At 61.0% G+C, this 19,095-nt stretch carries 17 protein-coding genes and 3 tRNA genes; 14 read left to right on the top strand and 6 right to left on the bottom strand.

Annotation, left to right across the window (positions count from 1 at the left end; genetic code table 11):
* Both INT12_RS29015 and INT12_RS29010 read right to left on the bottom strand, forming a co-directional pair.
* On the bottom strand, window positions 1-282 hold a 282-nt coding region (locus tag INT12_RS29015), incomplete at its 3' end, for a PA2817 family protein (RefSeq protein ID WP_193059124.1).
* Between the two features lie 74 nt (window positions 283-356).
* On the bottom strand, window positions 357-2,801 hold the full coding sequence (locus INT12_RS29010) for an acyl-CoA dehydrogenase (RefSeq protein WP_193040821.1): 2,445 nt from the start codon (window positions 2,799-2,801) through the stop codon (window positions 357-359).
* A gap of 202 nt (window positions 2,802-3,003) precedes the next feature.
* Between INT12_RS29010 and INT12_RS29005 the strand changes: the two genes are divergently transcribed.
* From INT12_RS29005 to INT12_RS28990, 4 genes are all read left to right on the top strand, one after another.
* Window positions 3,004-3,663: a transglutaminase-like domain-containing protein gene (locus INT12_RS29005; protein ID WP_079443197.1), complete on the top strand. Its 660-nt coding sequence runs from the start codon at window positions 3,004-3,006 to the stop codon at window positions 3,661-3,663.
* 56 nt (window positions 3,664-3,719) lie between these two features.
* Window positions 3,720-4,337, top strand: a complete 618-nt coding sequence (locus tag INT12_RS29000) for a glutathione S-transferase family protein (RefSeq protein ID WP_046491103.1) — start codon at window positions 3,720-3,722, stop codon at window positions 4,335-4,337.
* 134 nt (window positions 4,338-4,471) lie between these two features.
* Complete coding sequence (locus INT12_RS28995; RefSeq protein ID WP_017846833.1) at window positions 4,472-5,404, top strand: ABC transporter ATP-binding protein; 933 nt, start codon at window positions 4,472-4,474, stop codon at window positions 5,402-5,404.
* On the top strand, window positions 5,401-6,180 hold the full coding sequence (locus INT12_RS28990; protein ID WP_017846834.1) for an ABC transporter permease: 780 nt from the start codon (window positions 5,401-5,403) through the stop codon (window positions 6,178-6,180). Before INT12_RS28995 ends, INT12_RS28990 begins: the two co-directional genes overlap by 4 nt.
* 133 nt (window positions 6,181-6,313) lie before the next feature.
* Here the strand turns inward: INT12_RS28990 and INT12_RS28985 are convergent, their stop codons facing one another.
* The gene (locus tag INT12_RS28985; protein WP_026140003.1) at window positions 6,314-6,859 is read right to left on the bottom strand and encodes a TetR/AcrR family transcriptional regulator; all 546 of its coding nucleotides are present in this window, start codon (window positions 6,857-6,859) and stop codon (window positions 6,314-6,316) included.
* A gap of 91 nt (window positions 6,860-6,950) precedes the next feature.
* On the opposite strand from INT12_RS28985, the gene INT12_RS28980 reads away from it, so the two are divergent.
* The 4 genes from INT12_RS28980 to INT12_RS28965 all read left to right on the top strand — a co-directional run bounded on the left by INT12_RS28980 (window position 6,951) and on the right by INT12_RS28965 (window position 13,290).
* The gene (locus INT12_RS28980) at window positions 6,951-8,144 is read left to right on the top strand and encodes an MFS transporter (RefSeq protein ID WP_104903600.1); all 1,194 of its coding nucleotides are present in this window, start codon (window positions 6,951-6,953) and stop codon (window positions 8,142-8,144) included.
* Between the two features lie 107 nt (window positions 8,145-8,251).
* Window positions 8,252-9,400 carry a TDT family transporter gene (locus tag INT12_RS28975; protein WP_104903599.1) on the top strand — a complete coding sequence of 383 codons (1,149 nt, stop codon included), beginning with the start codon at window positions 8,252-8,254 and terminating at the stop codon, window positions 9,398-9,400.
* 58 nt (window positions 9,401-9,458) lie between these two features.
* Window positions 9,459-11,333, top strand: coding sequence for an MFS transporter (locus INT12_RS28970; RefSeq protein WP_193040822.1), 1,875 nt, complete (start codon window positions 9,459-9,461; stop codon window positions 11,331-11,333).
* A 175-nt stretch (window positions 11,334-11,508) separates the two neighbouring features.
* Window positions 11,509-13,290, top strand: coding sequence for a M91 family zinc metallopeptidase (locus INT12_RS28965; RefSeq protein WP_193040823.1), 1,782 nt, complete (start codon window positions 11,509-11,511; stop codon window positions 13,288-13,290).
* A gap of 66 nt (window positions 13,291-13,356) precedes the next feature.
* Here the strand turns inward: INT12_RS28965 and sugE are convergent, their stop codons facing one another.
* The 3 genes from sugE to rdgC form a co-directional block, all read right to left on the bottom strand.
* Window positions 13,357-13,671, bottom strand: coding sequence for a quaternary ammonium compound efflux SMR transporter SugE (gene sugE, locus INT12_RS28960; RefSeq protein WP_193040824.1), 315 nt, complete (start codon window positions 13,669-13,671; stop codon window positions 13,357-13,359).
* A gap of 106 nt (window positions 13,672-13,777) precedes the next feature.
* Window positions 13,778-14,743, bottom strand: coding sequence for a bile acid:sodium symporter family protein (locus tag INT12_RS28955; RefSeq protein ID WP_017846843.1), 966 nt, complete (start codon window positions 14,741-14,743; stop codon window positions 13,778-13,780).
* A 154-nt stretch (window positions 14,744-14,897) separates the two neighbouring features.
* Entirely contained in the window at window positions 14,898-15,818 is a 921-nt protein-coding gene (rdgC, locus tag INT12_RS28950; protein WP_017846844.1) for a recombination-associated protein RdgC, read from the bottom strand.
* A gap of 159 nt (window positions 15,819-15,977) precedes the next feature.
* Here rdgC and INT12_RS28945 point away from each other — a divergent pair.
* The 6 genes from INT12_RS28945 (at window position 15,978) to INT12_RS28920 (ending at window position 19,089) form a co-directional block, all read left to right on the top strand.
* Window positions 15,978-16,053, top strand: a tRNA-Val gene (locus INT12_RS28945).
* Window positions 16,054-16,072: 19 nt separating this feature from the next.
* Window positions 16,073-16,149 (top strand) — tRNA-Asp (locus INT12_RS28940).
* 226 nt (window positions 16,150-16,375) lie between these two features.
* Window positions 16,376-17,305, top strand: coding sequence for a pca operon transcription factor PcaQ (pcaQ, locus tag INT12_RS28935; protein ID WP_193059123.1), 930 nt, complete (start codon window positions 16,376-16,378; stop codon window positions 17,303-17,305).
* A 129-nt stretch (window positions 17,306-17,434) separates the two neighbouring features.
* Complete coding sequence (pcaH, locus tag INT12_RS28930) at window positions 17,435-18,154, top strand: protocatechuate 3,4-dioxygenase subunit beta (protein WP_017846846.1); 720 nt, start codon at window positions 17,435-17,437, stop codon at window positions 18,152-18,154.
* A 12-nt stretch (window positions 18,155-18,166) separates the two neighbouring features.
* The gene (pcaG, locus tag INT12_RS28925; protein WP_193041211.1) at window positions 18,167-18,769 is read left to right on the top strand and encodes a protocatechuate 3,4-dioxygenase subunit alpha; all 603 of its coding nucleotides are present in this window, start codon (window positions 18,167-18,169) and stop codon (window positions 18,767-18,769) included.
* A gap of 244 nt (window positions 18,770-19,013) precedes the next feature.
* A tRNA-Val gene (locus tag INT12_RS28920) sits at window positions 19,014-19,089 on the top strand.
* Window positions 19,090-19,095 lie beyond the last annotated feature (6 nt).

Here is a 19,095-nt window from a genome sequence, read left to right as displayed (position 1 = left end):
ATCGGGCATGAAGTGCAGGCAATCGCCGCCGAAGAACCACAGCAGGTCGCGTGGCACCAGATGGGCGATTTGCGGGTAACGCAGGATGACCTGGCTCATCATGTCCTGGCCCAGGTACTGGCTCTCGATCGGATCGATTGGCAGCAGGGCGCGCAGTTCATCGAAACGCTCCAGGAACAGCAGGTGGCTTTCCTCGGGCACCTGTTCGGCTTCGCCGACGGCAACCAGGATGCTGCGCAGGTGGTCGAGCAAGACGAGATGATCAGCAACGACGTTGGACACGAGATAAGTCCTCAAAGCAAAAACGGGCGCGAGAGTATATAGCTCAAGCGCCCGTAATTATATGGCCGGGGGGATCAGCGGACTTTACCCGCGGCCTGGGCCAGTTCTTCCTTGCTGAAATCATCCACGTCGATCACCTTGCGCCGTGCCGCTTCGGCTTCACGCAGGGTTTGCGCCTCGGCCGGTTGCAGCACCCCGGCGTGCAGTGCGGCGTCGATGGCCGGTTCGCCAGCAGCCGGTTTGACCTGGCCGCTTTTGAGGGCCGCATGCAGTTTTTTCTGCAGCGGATGGCTGGCGGCGAGCAGGTCGCAGGCATGTTGCAGGGCGCCCACCGGATCTTGCGCCGATTGCGGGCGGTAGCAGCCAGCCAACAGTTCTTCGAGGGTCGGATCGCCCTTGGCGCGACCGATCACCGCGGCCACTTCGGCATCCAGCGCATCGGACGGGCCGGTATGGCGACGGCCGAACGGGAACACGATGACCCGCAGCAGGCAACCGAGCAGCTTGTTCGGGAAGTTGCTCAGTAGTTCATCCAGTGCGCGTTCGGCTTCGCCCAGGCTTTCTTCCATGGCCCAGGTGAACAGCGGTTCCAGGTGGTCCGGCGAATCCAGGTCGTGATAACGCTTGAGCGCCGCCGAAGCCAGGTACATATGGCTCAGCACATCGCCCAGGCGTGCCGACAGGCGTTCGCGGCGTTTCAACTCGCCGCCCAGCAGCATCATGCTCAGGTCGGCGAGCAGGGCGAACGCCGCAGCCTGGCGGTTCAGCGCGCGGAAGTAAGCCTGGCTCAAGCGGTTGCCGGGGGCTTTTTCGAAGTGGCCGAGGCCCAGGTTGAGCACCAGGGTGCTGGCGGCGTTGCTCACGGCAAAGCCGATGTGCTGCATCAGCAGGCCATCGAATTCCTTGAGCGCCTGGTCGTGGTCTTCGCGGCCGGCCAGGGCCATTTCCTTGAGTACGAAGGGGTGGCAACGGATCGCGCCCTGGCCAAAGATCATCAGGTTGCGCGACAGGATGTTCGCGCCCTCCACCGTGATGAAGATCGGCGCGCCTTGCCAACTGCGGCCCAGGTAGTTGTTCGGGCCCATGATGATGCCCTTGCCGCCGTGGACGTCCATGGCGTGGCTGATGCATTCGCGGCCGCGCTCGGTCAGGTGGTACTTGAGGATCGCCGACAGCACCGAAGGTTTTTCACCGAGGTCCACCGCGTTGGCGGTGAGCATGCGCGCGCTGTCCATCAGCCAGGCGTTGCCGCCGATGCGGGCGAGGGCTTCCTGGATACCTTCGAAGGCCGCCAGCGGCACGTTGAACTGCTCGCGCACCTGGGCGTATTGGCCGGTCACCAGGCTGGTGAACTTGGCTGCGCCGGTGCCGACCGCCGGCAGGGAAATCGAGCGGCCCACCGACAGGCAGTTCATCAGCATCATCCAGCCTTTGCCGAGCATGTCCTGGCCACCGATCAGGTAGTCCAGGGGGATGAACACGTCCTTGCCGGAGTTGGGCCCGTTCATGAATGCGGCGCCCAGCGGCAGGTGACGACGACCGATGTCAACGCCTGGCGTATCGGTGGGAATCAACGCGAGGCTGATGCCCAGGTCTTCTTCTTCGCCCAGCAAGTGGTCCGGGTCATGTGCCTTGAACGCCAGGCCGAGCAGGGTCGCGACCGGGCCCAGGGTGATGTAGCGTTTTTCCCAGTTCAGGCGCAGGCCGAGGGTTTCCTCGCCTTGCCATTGACCTTTGCAGATCACCCCGGTGTCGGGCATGGCGCCGGCGTCGGAGCCGGCCAGCGGGCCGGTCAGGGCGAAGCAGGGAATATCGTCGCCACGGGCCAGGCGCGGCAGGTAGTGGTTGCGCTGTTCATCGGTGCCGTAATGCAGTAGCAGCTCGGCCGGGCCGAGGGAGTTGGGGACCATCACGGTGGACGCCAGGTCGCCGCTGCGGGTCGCGAGTTTCATCGCCACCTGGGAGTGGGCATAGGCGGAGAAGCCTTTGCCGCCGTACTCCTTGGGAATGATCAGGGCGAAGAAACCATGGGTCTTGATGTGTTCCCAGGCGGCGGGCGGCAGGTCCATGGCCTGGCCGATTTGCCAGTCGCTGACCATCGCGCACAGTTCTTCGGTCGGCCCATCGATGAACGCCTGCTCTTCTTCGGTCAGGCGTGCCTTGGGGTAGGCCAGCAACGTGTTCCAGTCGGGGCGGCCGCTGAACAGCTCGCCGTCCCACCAGACGGTGCCGGCGTCGATGGCATCGCGCTCGGTCTCGGACATTGGCGGCAAGACCTTCTGAAACCAACTGAACAGCGGCTTGGTGACGTATTCGCGGCGCAGGTCGGGCAGCAGCAGCGGCGCGGCCACGATGGCAATCAACACCCAGCAGATCAGCAGCAGCCAACCCGGTGCGTGGCTCCAGGCGCCCATCGCCAGCAGGTATACGGCGACCACGCCCAGGGCGGGCAGGGGCGCGGTGCGGCGGTGTGCCAGGTAGGCAATGCCGACCACCAGAACCAGTATCCACAACAACATATTCAATCCTCCGTGAAACCAGGGGCGAAACCACCGTTGAGCTTAGTCGGCATCCGAGAAAGCGCGGTGATCAGGGTGTGGCGAGTTGTACTGGAAGCACCTTGGGATCACCGATCACCAGGCGCCGACATTTGGCCGAATCGTCGTTATCGCTGTGGCGGACCTGTCGTTAGACTCCAGGCTTCCCCCGGAGATCAAACCCATGGAAACGTACCTGAATCCCAGCCGCTTCATCGATAGTGACCACCCTGCGGTGGTGGAGTTCGCCGAAAAACATCGCGGTTCCAGCGCGGATTCAGGTGACCAGGCAGTCAGTCTTTATTACGCCGTGCGTGAGGCGGTGCGCTACAACCCCTATACCTTCAGCCGTGACCCCAACACCCTGAACGCCAGCTTCGCCCTGGCTGCCGGCCAGAGCTACTGCGTGCCCAAGGCCACCTTGCTCGCCGCCTGCGCACGGCACTGCGGGATTGCGGCGCGCATCGGCCTGGCGGATGTGCGCAATCACCTGTCGACGCCACGCCTGATCGCGCTGCTCAAAAGCGATGTGTTCGCCATGCACGGTTATACCGAGTTGTACCTGAACGGGCGCTGGGTCAAAGCCACGCCGGCGTTCAACCAGCAATTGTGCGAGCTGTTCGATGTGCCGCCGCTGGCGTTCGATGGGATCAACGACAGTGTGTTCCACGCCTTCAATCGCCAGGGCAAGCGCTCGATGGAGTACCTGGTGGACCATGGGCAATTTGCGGATGTGCCCGAAGATTTCTTCTTTGCCCACCTGGAGAAATGTTACCCGCACCTGTTTGGCGAGCAGATGCCGAGCGTGCTGGGTGACATGCAGGACGATTTAAGCCGCCCGTGAACCGGCGTATGCTGCTGCGTTCATCAAGCCATGTTCATCAACAATAAGGCGCGGTCATGCTGAAGATCTGGGGGCGTAAAAATTCATCGAACGTCAGGAAAGTCCTGTGGTGCGCCGAGGAACTCGGCCTGGACTATGAGGCCATCGATGCGGGCGGGGCGTTTGGCGTGGTGGACACGCCGCAATACCGCGCATTGAACCCGAACGGCCGGGTGCCGATGATCGAAGACGGCGACTTTGTGCTGTGGGAATCCAACACCATCGTGCGTTACCTCTGCGCCAAGCAGGCGTCGAACTGGTACCCGAGCGACGTGAAGGCGCGGGCCAGTGCCGAAAAATGGATGGACTGGACCACCTCGACCCTCGCCGAGCCGTTCAAGGCGGTGTTCTGGGGCGTGGTACGCACCCCGGCGGAAAAACAGAACTGGGACAGCATCAACGCCGGGCGCCAGGCCTGCATCGATGCACTCGGCACCGTGGAGAAGGCGCTCACCGAACAGCCCTACCTGTCGGGCGACGCCATCGGCATGGGCGATATCCCCTTGGGCTGCTTTGTTTACGCCTGGTTTGAAATGCCCATAGAACGCCCGGCCATGCCCCACCTGGAGGCTTGGTACCAACGCCTGCAACAGCGCCCGGCGTACCGCAAAGCGGTGATGACCGCGTTGACCTGATACTGACTATTAATACAGGTGACTGTACTTGTGCGGCGCGGGCAAGCACCATGTTTGTCATGCGCCGCCGTTGAACGATGCGCGGTGTGCCCTCATCTATTGTCCCTATTCCCTTCTTTGGTGCGTATTCCGCTATGAGTTCCGCTCTGTCCATCCGGCAGCTAACCAAAACCTACGGCAACGGTTTCCAGGCCCTGAGTGGTATCGATCTGGACGTTGCCGAAGGTGATTTCTTCGCCTTGCTCGGCCCCAATGGCGCCGGCAAATCCACCACCATTGGCATTCTCTCGACCCTGGTCAACAAGACCAGCGGCACGGTGAATATCTTCGGCCATGACCTGGACAAATCCCCGGCGGCGCTCAAGCGTTGCATCGGCGTGGTGCCCCAGGAATTCAACTTCAACCAGTTCGAAAAGACCTTCGATATCGTCGTGACCCAGGCCGGCTACTACGGCATCCCGTCGAAAGTCGCCAAGGAACGCGCCGAGCAGTACCTGACCCAACTGGGCCTGTGGGACAAGCGCGACGTGCCTTCGCGTTCGCTCTCCGGCGGCATGAAGCGACGCTTGATGATCGCCCGCGCGCTGGTCCACGAACCGCGCCTGCTGATCCTCGATGAGCCCACCGCGGGGGTGGACATTGAACTGCGTCGCTCGATGTGGACCTTCCTCACCGAGCTGAACCAGAAAGGCATCACCATCATCCTCACCACCCATTACCTGGAAGAGGCTGAGCAACTGTGCCGCAACATCGGCATCATCGACCACGGCACCATTGTCGAGAACACCAGCATGCGTAACCTGCTGGGCCAGTTGCATGTGGAAACCTTCCTGCTCGACCTGAAGACCGAACGGTCGGCGCCGCCGCAATTGCTCGGCTACCCATGCCGCCTGGTGGACAGCCGCACCCTGGAAGTCCAGGTGGATAAAGCCATGGGCATCACCGCGCTGTTTGGCCAATTGGCGACCCAGCACATCGAAGTGCTGAGCCTGCGTAACAAAACCAATCGCCTTGAGGAGTTGTTCGTGTCCCTGGTGGAAAAAAACCTGGCGAAGGTGGCGGTATGAATTCTGAACTGCAACCCAACCTCATCGCCCTGCAAACCATCGTCTACCGCGAAGTGAAACGCTTTACCCGGATCTGGCCGCAGACTCTGCTGCCGCCGGCGATCACCATGGTCCTGTACTTCGTGATCTTCGGTAACCTGATCGGCCGGCAGATCGGTGGCATGGGCGGTTTCACCTACATGGAGTACATCGTGCCGGGCCTGATCATGATGTCGGTGATCACCAACTCCTACGGCAACGTGGTGTCGAGTTTCTTCGGCAGTAAGTTCCAGCGCTCCATCGAAGAACTGATGGTTTCGCCGGTGTCGCCGCACACCATTCTGATCGGCTACACCTTGGGCGGCGTGCTGCGTGGCTTGATGGTCGGCGTGATCGTGACCTTGTTGTCGCTGTTCTTCACCCAACTGCAAGTGCATCACCTCGGCATCACCCTGGTGGTGGTGGTGCTGACGGCGACGATCTTCTCGCTGCTGGGCTTCATCAACGCGGTGTTTGCCCGCAACTTCGATGACATTTCGATCATCCCGACCTTCGTGCTGACGCCGCTGACCTACCTGGGCGGGGTGTTCTACTCCATCACCTTGCTGCCGCCGTTCTGGCAGACCGTGTCGCTGGCCAACCCGGTGCTGCACATGGTCAACGCCTTCCGCTACGGCATCCTGGGCGTGTCGGATATCCGGATCAGCGTGGCGATCACCTTCATGGTCGTGGCCACGGCGGTGTTGTACATCGGTTGCGCGCGGTTGCTGGTGAGCGGGCGCGGGATGCGGACGTAACGCCGGATTGCACGCCGTAAAAAATGTGGGAGCGGGCTTGCTTGCGATAGCCGTGGATCAGTCAGCGATACAGTGACTGACCTAGTGCAATCGCGAGCAAGCCCGCTCCCACATTGGTTTCTGAATAGCGTCTTTACCCTTGCAGCGCCAACTCGATCAGCGCGTGCAGCTCATCCACCGCCAGCGGCGCGGTGGAGAACAGAATGCGAAACACCGTCGGCGCCGCCAGCAGGTTGATCAGGCGGTCCGCGCTCGGCGGTGGCGGCGTGGCGTTCGGGTAGCGCTCGACGATCGTTTGAAGCTGCCCGCTCAGGATGCTCACGCAATACCCTGGCGTCTGGCTGGATTGCACATCGCGCATCATGTTGCGCCCCGGCTCCGAACTCATCTCATCCAGGTATTGCTCGGCCCACGCCCGCAGGTCGCCGCGCAGGCTGCCGGTGTTGGCCGGCTCGCTGTCCGGGCGCATGCGCGCCAGGGCCACATCGGCGAGCAACACCGAGAGGTCGCCCCAGCGGCGGTAGATGGTCGACGGCGTGACGCCCGCGCGCGCCGCGATCATCGGTACGGTGACGCTGGACCGCTCATGAGTTTCCAGCAGTTCGCGCACCGCCGAATGGACGGATTCTTGTACCCGGGCACTACGGCCCCCCGGGCGGAGGCCTTCTTTTATCGCCATGCCTGTGACCTTAACACAAAGAATTTGCTTTAAGCGGCGAGCAGTAGCACACTCGACAAAAGCAAAATATTAGCTTTAGCGGAGCGTGCCCATGTCCAGCCTTACTTCTCATCGTTCCAGCCTGGTGTTCCTGGCGATCACCTTGCTGACGTTCCTGGCGGCCTCCAGCGCGCCGACGCCGTTGTATCACCTGTACCAGGAGGGCCTGCATTTTTCCTCGGGCATGCTCACACTGGTCTTCGGGGTCTACGCCTTGAGCTTGCTGGCGGCGCTGTTGACCGTGGGTTCGCTGTCGGATCACCTGGGGCGCAAGCCGGTGATTTTTGCCGCACTGGCCCTGAATATGCTGGCGATGCTGCTGTTTATCAATGAGAGCGGCGTGGCCTGGTTGATCGCCGCACGGACGCTGCAGGGTTTCGCCACCGGCATGGCCACCGCGGTATTGGGCGCGGCCCTGCTCGACACCGACCGCCAACAGGGGCCGCTGGTCAATAGCGTCGCGCCCTTGCTGGGCATGGCTTGTGGCGCGATGGGCAGCAGCCTGCTGGTGGAATTCGCGCCGCTGCCCACCCAGTTGATCTACTGGACACTGCTCGCGCTGATGCTCGGGCAGGCCATGTATGTGTGGCGTTTACCGGAAACCGTCAGCCGCATCCCCGGCGCGCTGGCGTCATTGCGCCCGACCCTGCACGTGCCGCCGCAAGCGCGCCGGGCGTTGTGGCTGTCGTTGCCGGTGGACGTGGCGGTGTGGGCCATGGGCGGCTTCTATCTGTCCCTGGCGCCGTCGCTGGTGCGGGCGGCGACCGGCTCGACCTCCAACCTGATCGGTGGCGGCCTGGTCGCGGTGTTGACCTTGAGCGGCGCGCTGATGATTTTCAGCCTGCGCAATCGCCCGGCCCACAAGGTCCTGCGGTTGGGCGCCAGCCTGCTGGCCGTTGGCGTGGCGCTGATCCTCGTGGCGGTCCACAGCGCCAGCCTGCCGCTGTTTTTCGTCGCCACGTTGATCGCCGGCAGTGGTTTTGGCGCGGGCTTTCTCGGGGCCTTGCGCAGTGTGGTGCCGCTGGCCTTGCCTCATGAGCGGGCGGGGTTGATGTCGGCGTTTTACGTGCTGAGCTACCTGGCGTTCTGCCTGCCGTCTTTGCTGGCGGGCAATCTGATCCGCAGTTTTGGCCTCATTGCCACCACGGACGGCTATGGTGTCGTGCTGATCATGCTGACCCTCGGCGCCCTGGCCGGGTTGCTGCGCCAGGATGCATTGCGGGTCGGGTGCAAGGGCAGCGCCTGACGCTATATTGGTAAAATAGATAACAGTTAGAGATATTACCCGTTATATAGATATTCGCTCAGGTTCTACCATGGCCCCAACCTCCTACGAGGAAGAGGATTGCCATCATGACCTGCTCGACCACCCTGAACTACAAACCCTTCAGCCACCTGGCCCGTCCGCGGGAAGTGATCCGCCAGTTCACCCCGAACTGGTTCGCCGCCACCATGGGCACCGGGGTGTTGGCGCTGGCGCTGGCGCAACTGCCGGTCAATCTGCCCGGCATGTACGCCATCGCCGAAGGGCTGTGGCTGTTCACCATCGGCCTGTTCATCCTGTTCAGCGTCCTGTATGCGGCGCGCTGGGTGATGTTTTTCGACGAAGCGCGACGGATCTTCGGGCACTCCACCGTATCGATGTTCTTCGGCACCATTCCCATGGGCCTGGCTACGCTGCTCAACGGTTTGCTGCTGTTCGGCCTGCCGCGCTGGGGCGCTGGCGTGGTGCCGCTGGCCGAAGCGCTGTGGTGGCTGGACGTGGCGATGGCAGTGGCCTGCGGTGTGCTGATTCCGTTCATGATGTTCACGCGCCAGGAACACAGCATCGACCAGATGACCGCCGTCTGGCTGTTGCCGGTGGTCGCCGCCGAAGTCGCCGCCGCCAGCGGTGGCTTGTTGGCGACGCACCTGGCGGATGCCCACGGGCAACTGGTGATGCTGGTGACCAGCTACGTGCTGTGGGCATTTTCCCTGCCGGTGGCGTTCAGCATTCTGACCATCCTGATGCTGCGCATGGCCCTGCATAAGCTGCCCCACGCCAACATGGCCGCGTCGAGCTGGCTGGCACTTGGCCCGATCGGCACCGGCGCCCTCGGTATGCTGCTACTGGGCGGCGATGCACCGGCGATCTTCGCCGCCAATGGCTTGCCCACTGTCGGTGAAATCGCCTACGGCCTGGGCCTGATAGCCGGGATTACCCTGTGGGGCTTCGGTTTGTGGTGGATGCTGATCGCGGTGCTGATCACCCTGCGTTACCTGCGCGCGGGCATCCCGTTCAACCTGGGCTGGTGGGGCTTCACCTTTCCGTTGGGGGTCTACGCCCTGGCCACGTTGAAGCTGGCGAATGTGTTGCACCTGGGGTTCTTCAGCGTAGTGGGCGGCGTGCTGGTGCTGGCGTTGGCGCTGATGTGGCTGGTCGTCGCCAAGCGCACCGTGCAGGGGGCCTATAAAGGTGAGCTTTTTGTTTCGCCGTGTATTGCAGGATTAGGGAATAAGTAAGCGGGATTAGGTAAAGTCGTGGCCTGAAAAAAAAACAGGCCACGCAGGAACACGGACGATGAGCCACCCCTCACAATTCACCTTGCTGCGCACACGGCGCTTTCTGCCGTTCTTCATTACCCAGTTGCTGGGTGCCTTCAACGACAACATCTTCAAGCAATCGCTGATCCTGGCGATTCTCTACAAGTTGACCATCGACGGTGACCGCGCCATCTGGGTCAACCTGTGCGCCTTATTGTTTATCCTGCCGTTCTTCCTGTTCTCGGCGCTGGCCGGGCAGTTTGGCGAGAAATTCAACAAGGACGCGTTGATCCGCGCGATCAAGGTCGGCGAGATCGTGATCATGGCCGTCGGCGCCACCGGCTTTTTGTTCAATCATCTGCAACTGATGCTGCTGGCGTTGTTTGCCATGGGCACCCATTCCGCGCTGTTCGGCCCGGTGAAGTACTCGATCATGCCTCAGGCCCTGCGCGAGGATGAGCTGGTGGGCGGCAACGGCCTGGTGGAAATGGGCACGTTCCTGGCGATCCTCGCCGGCACCATCGGCGCCGGGATCATGATGTCGTCCGCCCATTACGCGCCGGTGGTGGCGGTGGCGATTGTCGTTGTAGCGCTGCTGGGTTACCTGGCCAGCCGCGGCATTCCGCGGGCGGCGGCGTCTTCGCCGCAACTGCGGCTGGACTGGAACATCTTCAGCCAGTCCTGGGCCACCTTGCGCCTGGGCCTGGGGCAGACCCCGGCGGTGTCGCGCTCGATCGTCGGCAACTCGTGGTTCTGGTTTGTCGGCGCGATCTACCTGACGCAGATCCCGGCCTACGCCAAGGAATGGTTGTACGGCGACGAAACCGTGGTGACCCTGATCCTCACGGTGTTCTCGGTGGGCATCGCGCTGGGCTCGATGCTCTGCGAAAAACTCTCCGGGCGTAAAGTGGAAATCGGCCTGGTGCCGTTTGGCTCCTTCGGCCTGACGGTGTTCGGCCTGCTGCTGTGGTGGCATTCCGGCGGCATGCCGCAGAACGTGCAGGCCAACGACTGGCTGGCGGTGCTCGGGTACGGCCAGGCCTGGTGGGTGTTGTTCGATATCCTCGGCCTGGGTGTGTTCGGCGGTTTCTATATCGTGCCGTTGTATGCACTGATCCAGTCGCGCACCGCCGAGAACGAACGGGCGCGGGTGATCGCCGCCAACAACATCCTCAACGCGCTGTTCATGGTGGTCTCGGCGATTGTGTCGATCCTGCTGCTGAGCGTGGCCAAGCTGTCGATCCCCGAGCTGTTCCTGGTGGTGTCGCTGCTCAACGTGGCGGTCAACGCCTACATCTTCAAGATCGTCCCCGAGTTCACCATGCGTTTCATGATCTGGCTGCTCAGCCATTCCATGTACCGCGTCGAGCATCGCAACCTGGAACTGATCCCGGACGAAGGCGCGGCCTTGCTGGTGTGCAACCACGTCTCGTTCGTCGATGCGCTGTTGATTGGTGGCGCGGTGCGTCGGCCGATTCGCTTTGTCATGTACTACAAGATCTACCGCTTGCCGGTGCTCAACTTCATCTTTCGCACCGCCGGGACGATTCCGATTGCCGGGCGTAATGAAGACATCCAGATCTACGAAAAAGCCTTCACACGAATTGCGCAGTACCTGAAGAACGGCGAGTTGGTGTGCATCTTCCCGGAAGGCAAGTTGACCAGTGACGGCGAGATGAACGAGTTCCGCGGTGGTGTGACGCGCATTCTGGAAGAGACGCCGGTGCCGGTGATTCCATTGGCGTTGCAGGGCTTGTGGGGGAGTTTTTTCAGCCGCGACCCTAACAAGGGCTTCTTTCATCGCATTTGGTCGCGCGTGACACTGGTGGTCGGCCAGCCGGTAACGGCGCAGGCAGCGACACCGTCGCACTTGCAGGGTTTGGTCGGGGCGCTGCGGGGGGCGGTGAAGTAGCGAGCCGGGTTTACTCGGCATGCGTGCTGCTGGCGAGCGGTGTGGCGCCAGGATGTTCCGGCGTGACGCGGCTCCTTCATGCCCAGTCCGGTAATTTTTCACTCTATTGGAGGAACGTTTTCGGTCAGCACGCCACAGAGTTATCGTCTTCCTCTGCGTATGACGGGAGCTAACGATGGACTCTACTTCTACTTCTACTTCTACTTCTTCACCGCAGCCGCAGCCGCAGCCGCAGCTGGCTTACTCCGGCGAAGATCAAAAAGCCAACTCGGCCTATCGCGCGGCGAGTGATCCCGTCAGACAGGCCGCGCATGCGGCTCCGATCACTGCCAATGTGCCGTTTATGTACAACAATACTCATGGGCCATCCAGGGTGGAGATCGGTTCAGTCGAGGCTGGCCCGGTGACTTATGGCAGTGACTCCGATCTCCAGCGGCGTGCAAGGCAATCTGATGCTGCGCCGGCCGATTCATACTTCCAGAGCGCGCCCAGTCGTGAACAGGTTCGCGCCAAGGCCGAGGGCCAGCAAGGCAGTATTGATTTTGGCAGCCCTTCATCACCGTCTGCGCCGACCAAGGTCGACCCGAGTCGGGGATACCATGATGGCAATGTCAGCATTACTCGCGAACGTGGCACCTCGTCTCGAGCACAACGGAACCATGAGACCCTTCGCATCAAAACCGGCAATGGTGATGATTCTATCCATATCGAAGAAAGCCGGGACGGTGGGCTCCTCGCGCAGATCAATGGGAAATCCTACGACATTCAACATCATGAAAATCCCGCAATCAAACAGGGCGTTGTGGTCGAAACCGGCGGGGGGAATGATGGCGTCAGCATCGGTTACGGGGGCAGTCGGGAAACGTTTATCTATGCCGGCGCGGGTAACGATACGGTTTACGCCGGGTCGGGCAAGACGAATGTGTTTGGCGGGGAGGGTTCTGACGTGATTAACCTGGGCAGCGGTGAAAGCTACGCCGAAGGTAATGATGGAAATGACTTTATCACCGGGGGCAGTGGCAATGCTGTGATTTACGGTGGCAAAGGCAGCGATGAATTGCGTGCAGGCGGAGGGCCAGATACCAAAACCAACTACGTGGATGGCGGGGAGGATAACGATCTGATTTATGGCGGAAGGGGGCACAACATTCTGCATGGCGGACCGGGCGATGACCATATCGTCGGGGGAGACAGCAATGCTATTTATACCGGGAGGGGGCGGGATACTGTCCAGACAACCAATGAAAATGATCGTGTCTTCGGACGGCGAGGGGTCGACGATCTGAGCCAGCTCCGTTCCCAGTCAGGCTTTCGGGAAGTCGCCCCCCTTGACGTCGGTCATCGCGGGATCAAAGTCGAAGGCAGCCCGGAGTTCCGCCAGCGTGTAAATGATGACCTTGAGTTTCTCAGAGGTTCGCCGGTGGGGCAGAGGGTGCTTGCAAAAATCGATTCGCTTGAAGCGCCTGTCAAGATCCGACAAGGGGCCGATGGTAGTTTCTATGACTACAGTGATCCAGGTCTCGGAGTTACGCGCAGCGATGAAGGCCGCCGTGCTGATTATGGCGACGGTTTTGTCAAAGACGGCGTTGCGGGCATACCTGCAACAGATCCGGTCCTGACGTATCAACCTAACTTCATTGTTCCGGGGGACCAACGGCCTCCGATCGTTGTTCTGCAACATGAGCTCGCCCATGCGATAAATTTTGGTGAAGGCTCTGCGCTGACAGGTACGACTTTTTCAGGCACCAAAATGGTGGGCTACGATTCAAATGGCCGACCCCGGTTCATGCCGGTGTACGAGGATAATTTTGAGCGCCAGGCGGTCGGACTCTTCACCAGCCACGCCCCCTATAAATTCGACCCGAATCTGCCGGCCTCCACCTACAACGTCTGGCCCTTCACCGAAAACGCGCTGCTCTACGAGTTTGGTCTGCCATTACGCCAGCGCTATACGTAACCGTGCGTCGATCATTGCTGCGGAGTAATTATGTAGGTGGGGCGCGAGACTGCGTGCCGGCAGAGGCTACGCGCTGATCTTGAGCCCCACCAACCCGGCGATGATCAACGCCACACTGGCCAACCGGGACAGCGCCATGGATTCCCCGAACAGGATAATCCCGGCGATCACCGTGCCCACTGCACCCACACCGGTCCAGATGGCGTAGGCGGTGCCCAGCGGCAATTCCTTCATGGCCAGCCCCAACAGGCCGAGGCTGATGGCCATGGCGGCAATCGTCAGGGCGGTGGGCAGCGGCTTGCTGAAGCCGTCGGTGTATTTCAAGCCGACGGCCCAGCCGACTTCGAACAGCCCGGCGAAAACCAGAATGATCCAGGACATGATGACCTCCCTCTATAAAAGCGGGGTCGTCCCCTGATGTGTACGCGATAGCGTCGCGGGGTCGTCCCCGCGGCGTTCGGTAGAGTGCCGAAGATTGATCGAACGATCAAGTTTTTGCAGTGGCTTCCAGGGTGCGGCGGTCTTCCTTTTCGCTCATGCGGCGGAAGTACGTCGACAGCAGCGCTCCGGAAATATTGTGCCAGACGCTGAACAGCGCACTCGGCACCGCGGCCAGCGGCGAAAAATGCGCGCTGGCCAGCGCGGCACCCAGCCCGGAATTCTGCATGCCCACTTCCAACGCCAGCGACTTGCGTTGCGCCAACGGCAGCTTGAACAGGCGGCCGGTGAAATAGCCCAGCACGTAACCGAAGCTGTTGTGCAGCATCACCACGGCCATGATCAGCAGGCCCGACTCGGCGATCTTGGCCTGGCTGGCGGCCACCACGGCGGCGACGATGATCACGATGCTCACCACCGACACCAGCGGCAGCACCTCCACCGCATGGCGGACCCGCTCGCCGAGCACACGTTGCGCCACCACGCCAAGCACGATCGGCAACAGCACCACTTGCAGGATCGACCAGAATAATTCCATGAACGACACCGGCAGCCAGGCCGAAGCCAGCAGCCAGATCAGCGCCGGGGTCAGCAGTGGCGCGAGGAGGGTGGTGACGGCGGCGATCGCCACCGACAACGCCAGGTCGCCACGGGCCAGCCAGGTCATCACGTTGGACGAGGTGCCGCTTGGGCAGCAGCCGACGAGGATCACGCCGACGGCGATTTCGGGCGGCAGGTTGAAGGCCCGGCACAGCAACCAGGCCACGCCCGGCATGATCACAAAGTGCGCGACCACGCCCAGGGCCACGCGCCACGGATGGCGGGCGACTTCGGCGAAGTCTTCGAGTTTGAGGGTCAGCCCCATGCCGAACATCACCAGGCCCAGCAGCGGGACGATGGCGCTTTTCAAGCCGATGAACCAGCCGGGTTCGACGAAGGCCAGCACGGCAAAGATCAACACCCAGTAGGCGAAGGTATTGCCGACGAAGCGACTCAAGGCGGCGAGTGCGCGCATGGGGAAGTCCTTATTATTAGGTGTACGGAAAAACCATTGTAGGAGCGAGCTTGTTCGCGAAAATCGTCAACAATGACGCGGGCATTTTGAATGCACGCGGCGCGCTCAGGTTTTTCGCGAGCAAGCTCGCTCCTACAGTAAGGCGATAGTGCGCTTAGATACCCTGTGGGGTCTCTTCGCCGCCCAGTGCTTCGATCAGCGCCGGCAGGAATTCGCCGAAGGTCAGCATCATCAGGGTAAAGCTGGCGTCCAGTTGGCCCAGGGCTTCGTCGCCACCGTCCTGTTCGGCCTGGTCCTGCAGCAGGTCTTCGAACTTCAGGCGCTTGACGGTCATCTTGTCGTCGAGCATGAAGGACAGCTTGTCCTGCCAGGCCAGCGACAGTTGGGTCACCACTTTGCCGGTGCTCAGGTGCAGCTGGATTTCTTCGCTGGTCAGGTCCTGGCGCTTGCAGCGCACGATGCCGCCGTCTTCGTGGGTGTCGCGCAGTTCGCATTCGTCGAGGACGAAGAAGTCATCGGCCGGTTTCTGGGTGGTGACCCAGTCGGTCATGACCGCGGTTGGCGCGGTTTTCACGGTGAGTGGGCGCACCGGCAGGGTGCCGATCACTTCACGCAGGGTCGACAGCAGGTCTTCGGCGCGTTTCGGGCTGGCCGAGTTGACCAGGATCAGGCCCTGTTTCGGCGCGATCGCGGCGAAGGTCGACGAACGACGGATAAACGCGCGCGGCAGGAAGGCCTGGATGATTTCATCCTTGATCTGGTCCCGTTCCTTTTTATAGACCTTGCGCATTTGCTCGGCTTCGATCTCTTCGACCTTCTCTTTCACGGCGTCACGCACCACGCTACCCGGCAGGATGCGTTCTTCCTTGCGCGCAGCGATCAGCAGGAAATCACCGCTGACGTGAACCAGGGGAGCGTCTTCGCCTTTACCGAAAGGTGCGACGAAACCGTAAGTGGTCAACTCCTGGCTTGCACAAGGGCGCGCCAGTTTGGTGGCCATTGCAGTTTCCAACGCCTCGGCATCAACAGGCAGATCTTGGGTCAGGCGATAGATAAGCAGGTTCTTGAACCACATGGGGTGAGTCTCTCCTTTATACAAAGGGGGGCATTATTGTCTTGATAGCGGCTGAGGCCAACCCTGCCTAAGCCATTGGAAGGGCTGAAAAAAAAGATTTAAGAAAGTGCTTGCCAGACCTTGGGTCGCTCCGTAGAATGCGCGCCACACCGAAACGAAGGGTGATTAGCTCAGCTGGGAGAGCATCTGCCTTACAAGCAGAGGGTCGGCGGTTCGATCCCGTCATCACCCACCATTCGCTTCAAGTGTTACGCGCAGCGGTAGTTCAGTCGGTTAGAATACCGGCCTGTCACGCCGGGGGTCGCGGGTTCGAGTCCCGTCCGCTGCGCCATATTCGGTAACCTGGAACGCTGAACGCCAGGTCACCACAGAAAGCCCGCTCATCGAGCGGGCTTTTTTGTGCCCGGGATTCGGCGCCCTGGCGACGCCGCCCAACCTGCGTTCGCTGTGTGGAGAGATCGATCGGCGGTACACTTTCGCGGGTAATCTTCCGAACCAGCTTACTTCTCGCGCTTTTTCACGCGCGGCAGGGGACACCTCGAAGGCGGCAACATACGGTGAATATCGATACCCGCATCAAATTCCGCCATCTGGTGTGCTTTCTCGAAGTGGCGCGCCAGGGCAGTCTGGCGCGCGCCTCGGAAAAATTGGCGATCAGCCAGTCGGCGCTGTCCAAGACCCTCAAAGAACTCGAAACCCTGCTGACCGCCACTTTATTCGTGCGCAGCAAAAGTGGCGCGGCGTTGACTGAAGCCGGAGTGGCTTTTTTGCGTTATGCCGGGCCGAGCGTACAAGCGCTGCGGGAAGGGGTGAATAGCCTGCGTGCCGGCGAGCACGAACCCTTCACCGCCAGGCTCGGCGTGCTGTCCACCGTGGAAAGTTTGCTGGTGCCCGAGGTCGTCTGTCGTTTGCATGCCCGACATCCCGCGTTGGTCGTGAGCGTGGTGACCGGGCCGAGCGCGTACCTGTTGTCGCAATTGCGTGTAGGGGAGTTGGACCTGGTGGTCGGACGCATGACCGATAGCCCGCAGATCCTGGGGCTGATGTTCGAGCATCTGTACAGCGAATCCATGACCCTCGTGGTGCGTAACGGCCATCCGCTATTGGCTGACCCGCAGGCGCATGAACATATCGAAAATTATCCGCTGGTGTTGCCGCTGGCGGGGACGACGATCCGCAAATACGCCGACAGCCTGTTTGTGCAGCACGGCATCAGCCCGCCGCGCCAGCGTCTGGAAACCCTGTCGTTGATCTTGAGTCGGCGTTATGTGCAGGGCAGTCAGGCGATCTGGGTCGCGCCTTTTGATGCGGTCAGGCAGGACCTGAATCGAGGTGATCTGTTTGAGTTGGAGTTGGGTATTCGTGAACCCGGTGGTTCTGTGGGGCTGTGCAGCAATCCCGCGCTGACGATGTCCATGGCGGCTCAATGGTGCGTGGAGGTGTTGCGCGAGGTGGGCGCGGAATATCGCGAAGGCAGCTATCCATAACCATTTGGATATGGATAGGGTCGGTTTTTTCAGTGTTGGAGGGCGCCTGATCAGGCGAGACTGGGGCGGTGATTGCCGGTTACCCAGCGTTCACCCCTGATTTTCATCCATAACAAAAAGGAAACCGACATGTCTGATGCGGACAACAGCCGTTTCGTCATTCGTGATCGTAATTGGCACCCCAAAGCCCTGACGCCTGACTACAAAACCTCGATCCTGCGTTCCCCGCGTCAAGCCTTGGTGAGCATTCCCCTATCCCGCTCGGAAACCAGCGGCCCGGACTTTTCCCACCTGAAGATGGGGCAGCACGATAACGATCTGCTGCTGAACTTCAACCACGGAGGCTTGCCCATCGGTGAGCGCATCATCGTCGCCGGTCGGGTCTGTGACCAGTATGGCAAGCCGATTCCCCATACCCTGGTGGAGATGTGGCAAGCCAATGCCGGTGGTCGCTATCGACACAAGAAAGACAGCTATCTGGCCCCCATCGACCCTAACTTCGGCGGCGTCGGCCGTGCCTTGACCGACCGCGACGGCAACTACAGTTTCCGCACGGTCAAGCCCGGCCCGTATCCGTGGCGCAATGGTCCCAACGACTGGCGTCCGGCGCATATTCACTTCTCCATCAGTGGCCCGTCGATTGCCACGCGATTGATCACCCAGCTGTATTTCGAAGGTGACCCGCTCATCCCGATGTGCCCGATCGTCAAGTCGATCGCCAATCCGGATGCGGTGCAGAGCCTGATCGCAAGGCTTGATATGAGCATGGCCAATCCCATGGATTGCCTGGCTTATCGCTTTGATATCGTTCTGCGCGGTCAGCGCAAGACCCACTTCGAAAACCGTTGAGGAGGCACGCCCATGCCCGTTGAACTTCTGCCTGAAACCCCGTCGCAAACCGCCGGTCCTTACGTGCATATCGGCCTGGCGCTGGAGGCGGCAGGCAACCCGCCCCGCGAGCAGGAAATCTGGACCGAAATGGCCAAGCCCGGTGCGCCGGGGGAGCACATCCTGTTGCTGGGCCATGTCTATGACGGCAACGGTCACCTGATCCGCGATGCGTTCCTGGAATGTTGGCAGGCTGACCACGAAGGCGTTTACGACAGCGACTACAACCTGGAAAAGCCCTTCAACGGTTTTGGCCGCACGGCGACCACGGATACTGGCGAGTGGCAGATCCATACCGTCAAGCCGGGCACCGTGAAGAACGCTGCAGGTGTGCCGATGGCGCCGCACGTCAATGTTTCGCTGTTCGCGCGGGGCATCAATATTCACTTGCAGACCCGGGTGTACTTCGACGATGAAGCCCAGGCCAATGCGGTCGATCCGGTGTTGAATCTGATCGAGCAGCCTCAACGTCGGGAGACGCTGGTCGCCAAGCGTTGCACGGTTGATGGCAAGTTGGCTTACCGTTTTGATATCCGCATACAGGGCGAAGAAGAAACAGTGTTCTTCGACTTCTGACGGAGGGGGGGGCACGGCAAGCCCGCTCATTGAGCGGGCTTTTTGCGGTCTGGGCTTTGGAAAACCCGGTGCGGGGTGACCTGATAACGGGCCATCGGGTAAACGCAATAGCGCCGCGTTTGGCCCAGAAGAAGCCCGTTTTTACCGGGGCGCGCCGCTCATTGAAAAATATTTAAAATAAATTGCATTTAAATCAACACATTGCGGATTTTTCGTATATGATGCGGCCCACACCGAAAGTGAAGGGTGATTAGCTCAGCTGGGAGAGCATCTGCCTTACAAGCAGAGGGTCGGCGGTTCGATCCCGTCATCACCCACCATTCGCT

This window comes from Pseudomonas sp. K8 (genome assembly GCF_014889455.1).
GTDB lineage: Bacteria > Pseudomonadota > Gammaproteobacteria > Pseudomonadales > Pseudomonadaceae > Aquipseudomonas > Aquipseudomonas veronii.
Note: the sequence above shows the minus strand (reverse complement) of the source record. Positions and strands in the feature narration are given on the sequence as shown.

Coding starts and splice junctions, on each gene's coding strand:
- INT12_RS29010 (WP_193040821.1), bottom strand. CDS start 2,801: ATGTTGTTGTGGATACTGGTTCTGGTGGTCGGCATTGCCTACCTGGCA.
- INT12_RS28990 (WP_017846834.1), top strand. CDS start 5,401: ATGAATTCTGAACTGCAACCCAACCTCATCGCCCTGCAAACCATCGTC.
- INT12_RS28975 (WP_104903599.1), top strand. CDS start 8,252: ATGACCTGCTCGACCACCCTGAACTACAAACCCTTCAGCCACCTGGCC.
- INT12_RS29000 (WP_046491103.1), top strand. CDS start 3,720: ATGCTGAAGATCTGGGGGCGTAAAAATTCATCGAACGTCAGGAAAGTC.
- INT12_RS28965 (WP_193040823.1), top strand. CDS start 11,509: ATGGACTCTACTTCTACTTCTACTTCTACTTCTTCACCGCAGCCGCAG.
- INT12_RS28955 (WP_017846843.1), bottom strand. CDS start 14,743: ATGCGCGCACTCGCCGCCTTGAGTCGCTTCGTCGGCAATACCTTCGCC.
- pcaG (WP_193041211.1), top strand. CDS start 18,167: ATGCCCGTTGAACTTCTGCCTGAAACCCCGTCGCAAACCGCCGGTCCT.
- INT12_RS28980 (WP_104903600.1), top strand. CDS start 6,951: ATGTCCAGCCTTACTTCTCATCGTTCCAGCCTGGTGTTCCTGGCGATC.
- INT12_RS28985 (WP_026140003.1), bottom strand. CDS start 6,859: ATGGCGATAAAAGAAGGCCTCCGCCCGGGGGGCCGTAGTGCCCGGGTA.
- INT12_RS28995 (WP_017846833.1), top strand. CDS start 4,472: ATGAGTTCCGCTCTGTCCATCCGGCAGCTAACCAAAACCTACGGCAAC.
- rdgC (WP_017846844.1), bottom strand. CDS start 15,818: ATGTGGTTCAAGAACCTGCTTATCTATCGCCTGACCCAAGATCTGCCT.
- sugE (WP_193040824.1), bottom strand. CDS start 13,671: ATGTCCTGGATCATTCTGGTTTTCGCCGGGCTGTTCGAAGTCGGCTGG.
- INT12_RS29005 (WP_079443197.1), top strand. CDS start 3,004: ATGGAAACGTACCTGAATCCCAGCCGCTTCATCGATAGTGACCACCCT.
- pcaH (WP_017846846.1), top strand. CDS start 17,435: ATGTCTGATGCGGACAACAGCCGTTTCGTCATTCGTGATCGTAATTGG.
- INT12_RS28970 (WP_193040822.1), top strand. CDS start 9,459: ATGAGCCACCCCTCACAATTCACCTTGCTGCGCACACGGCGCTTTCTG.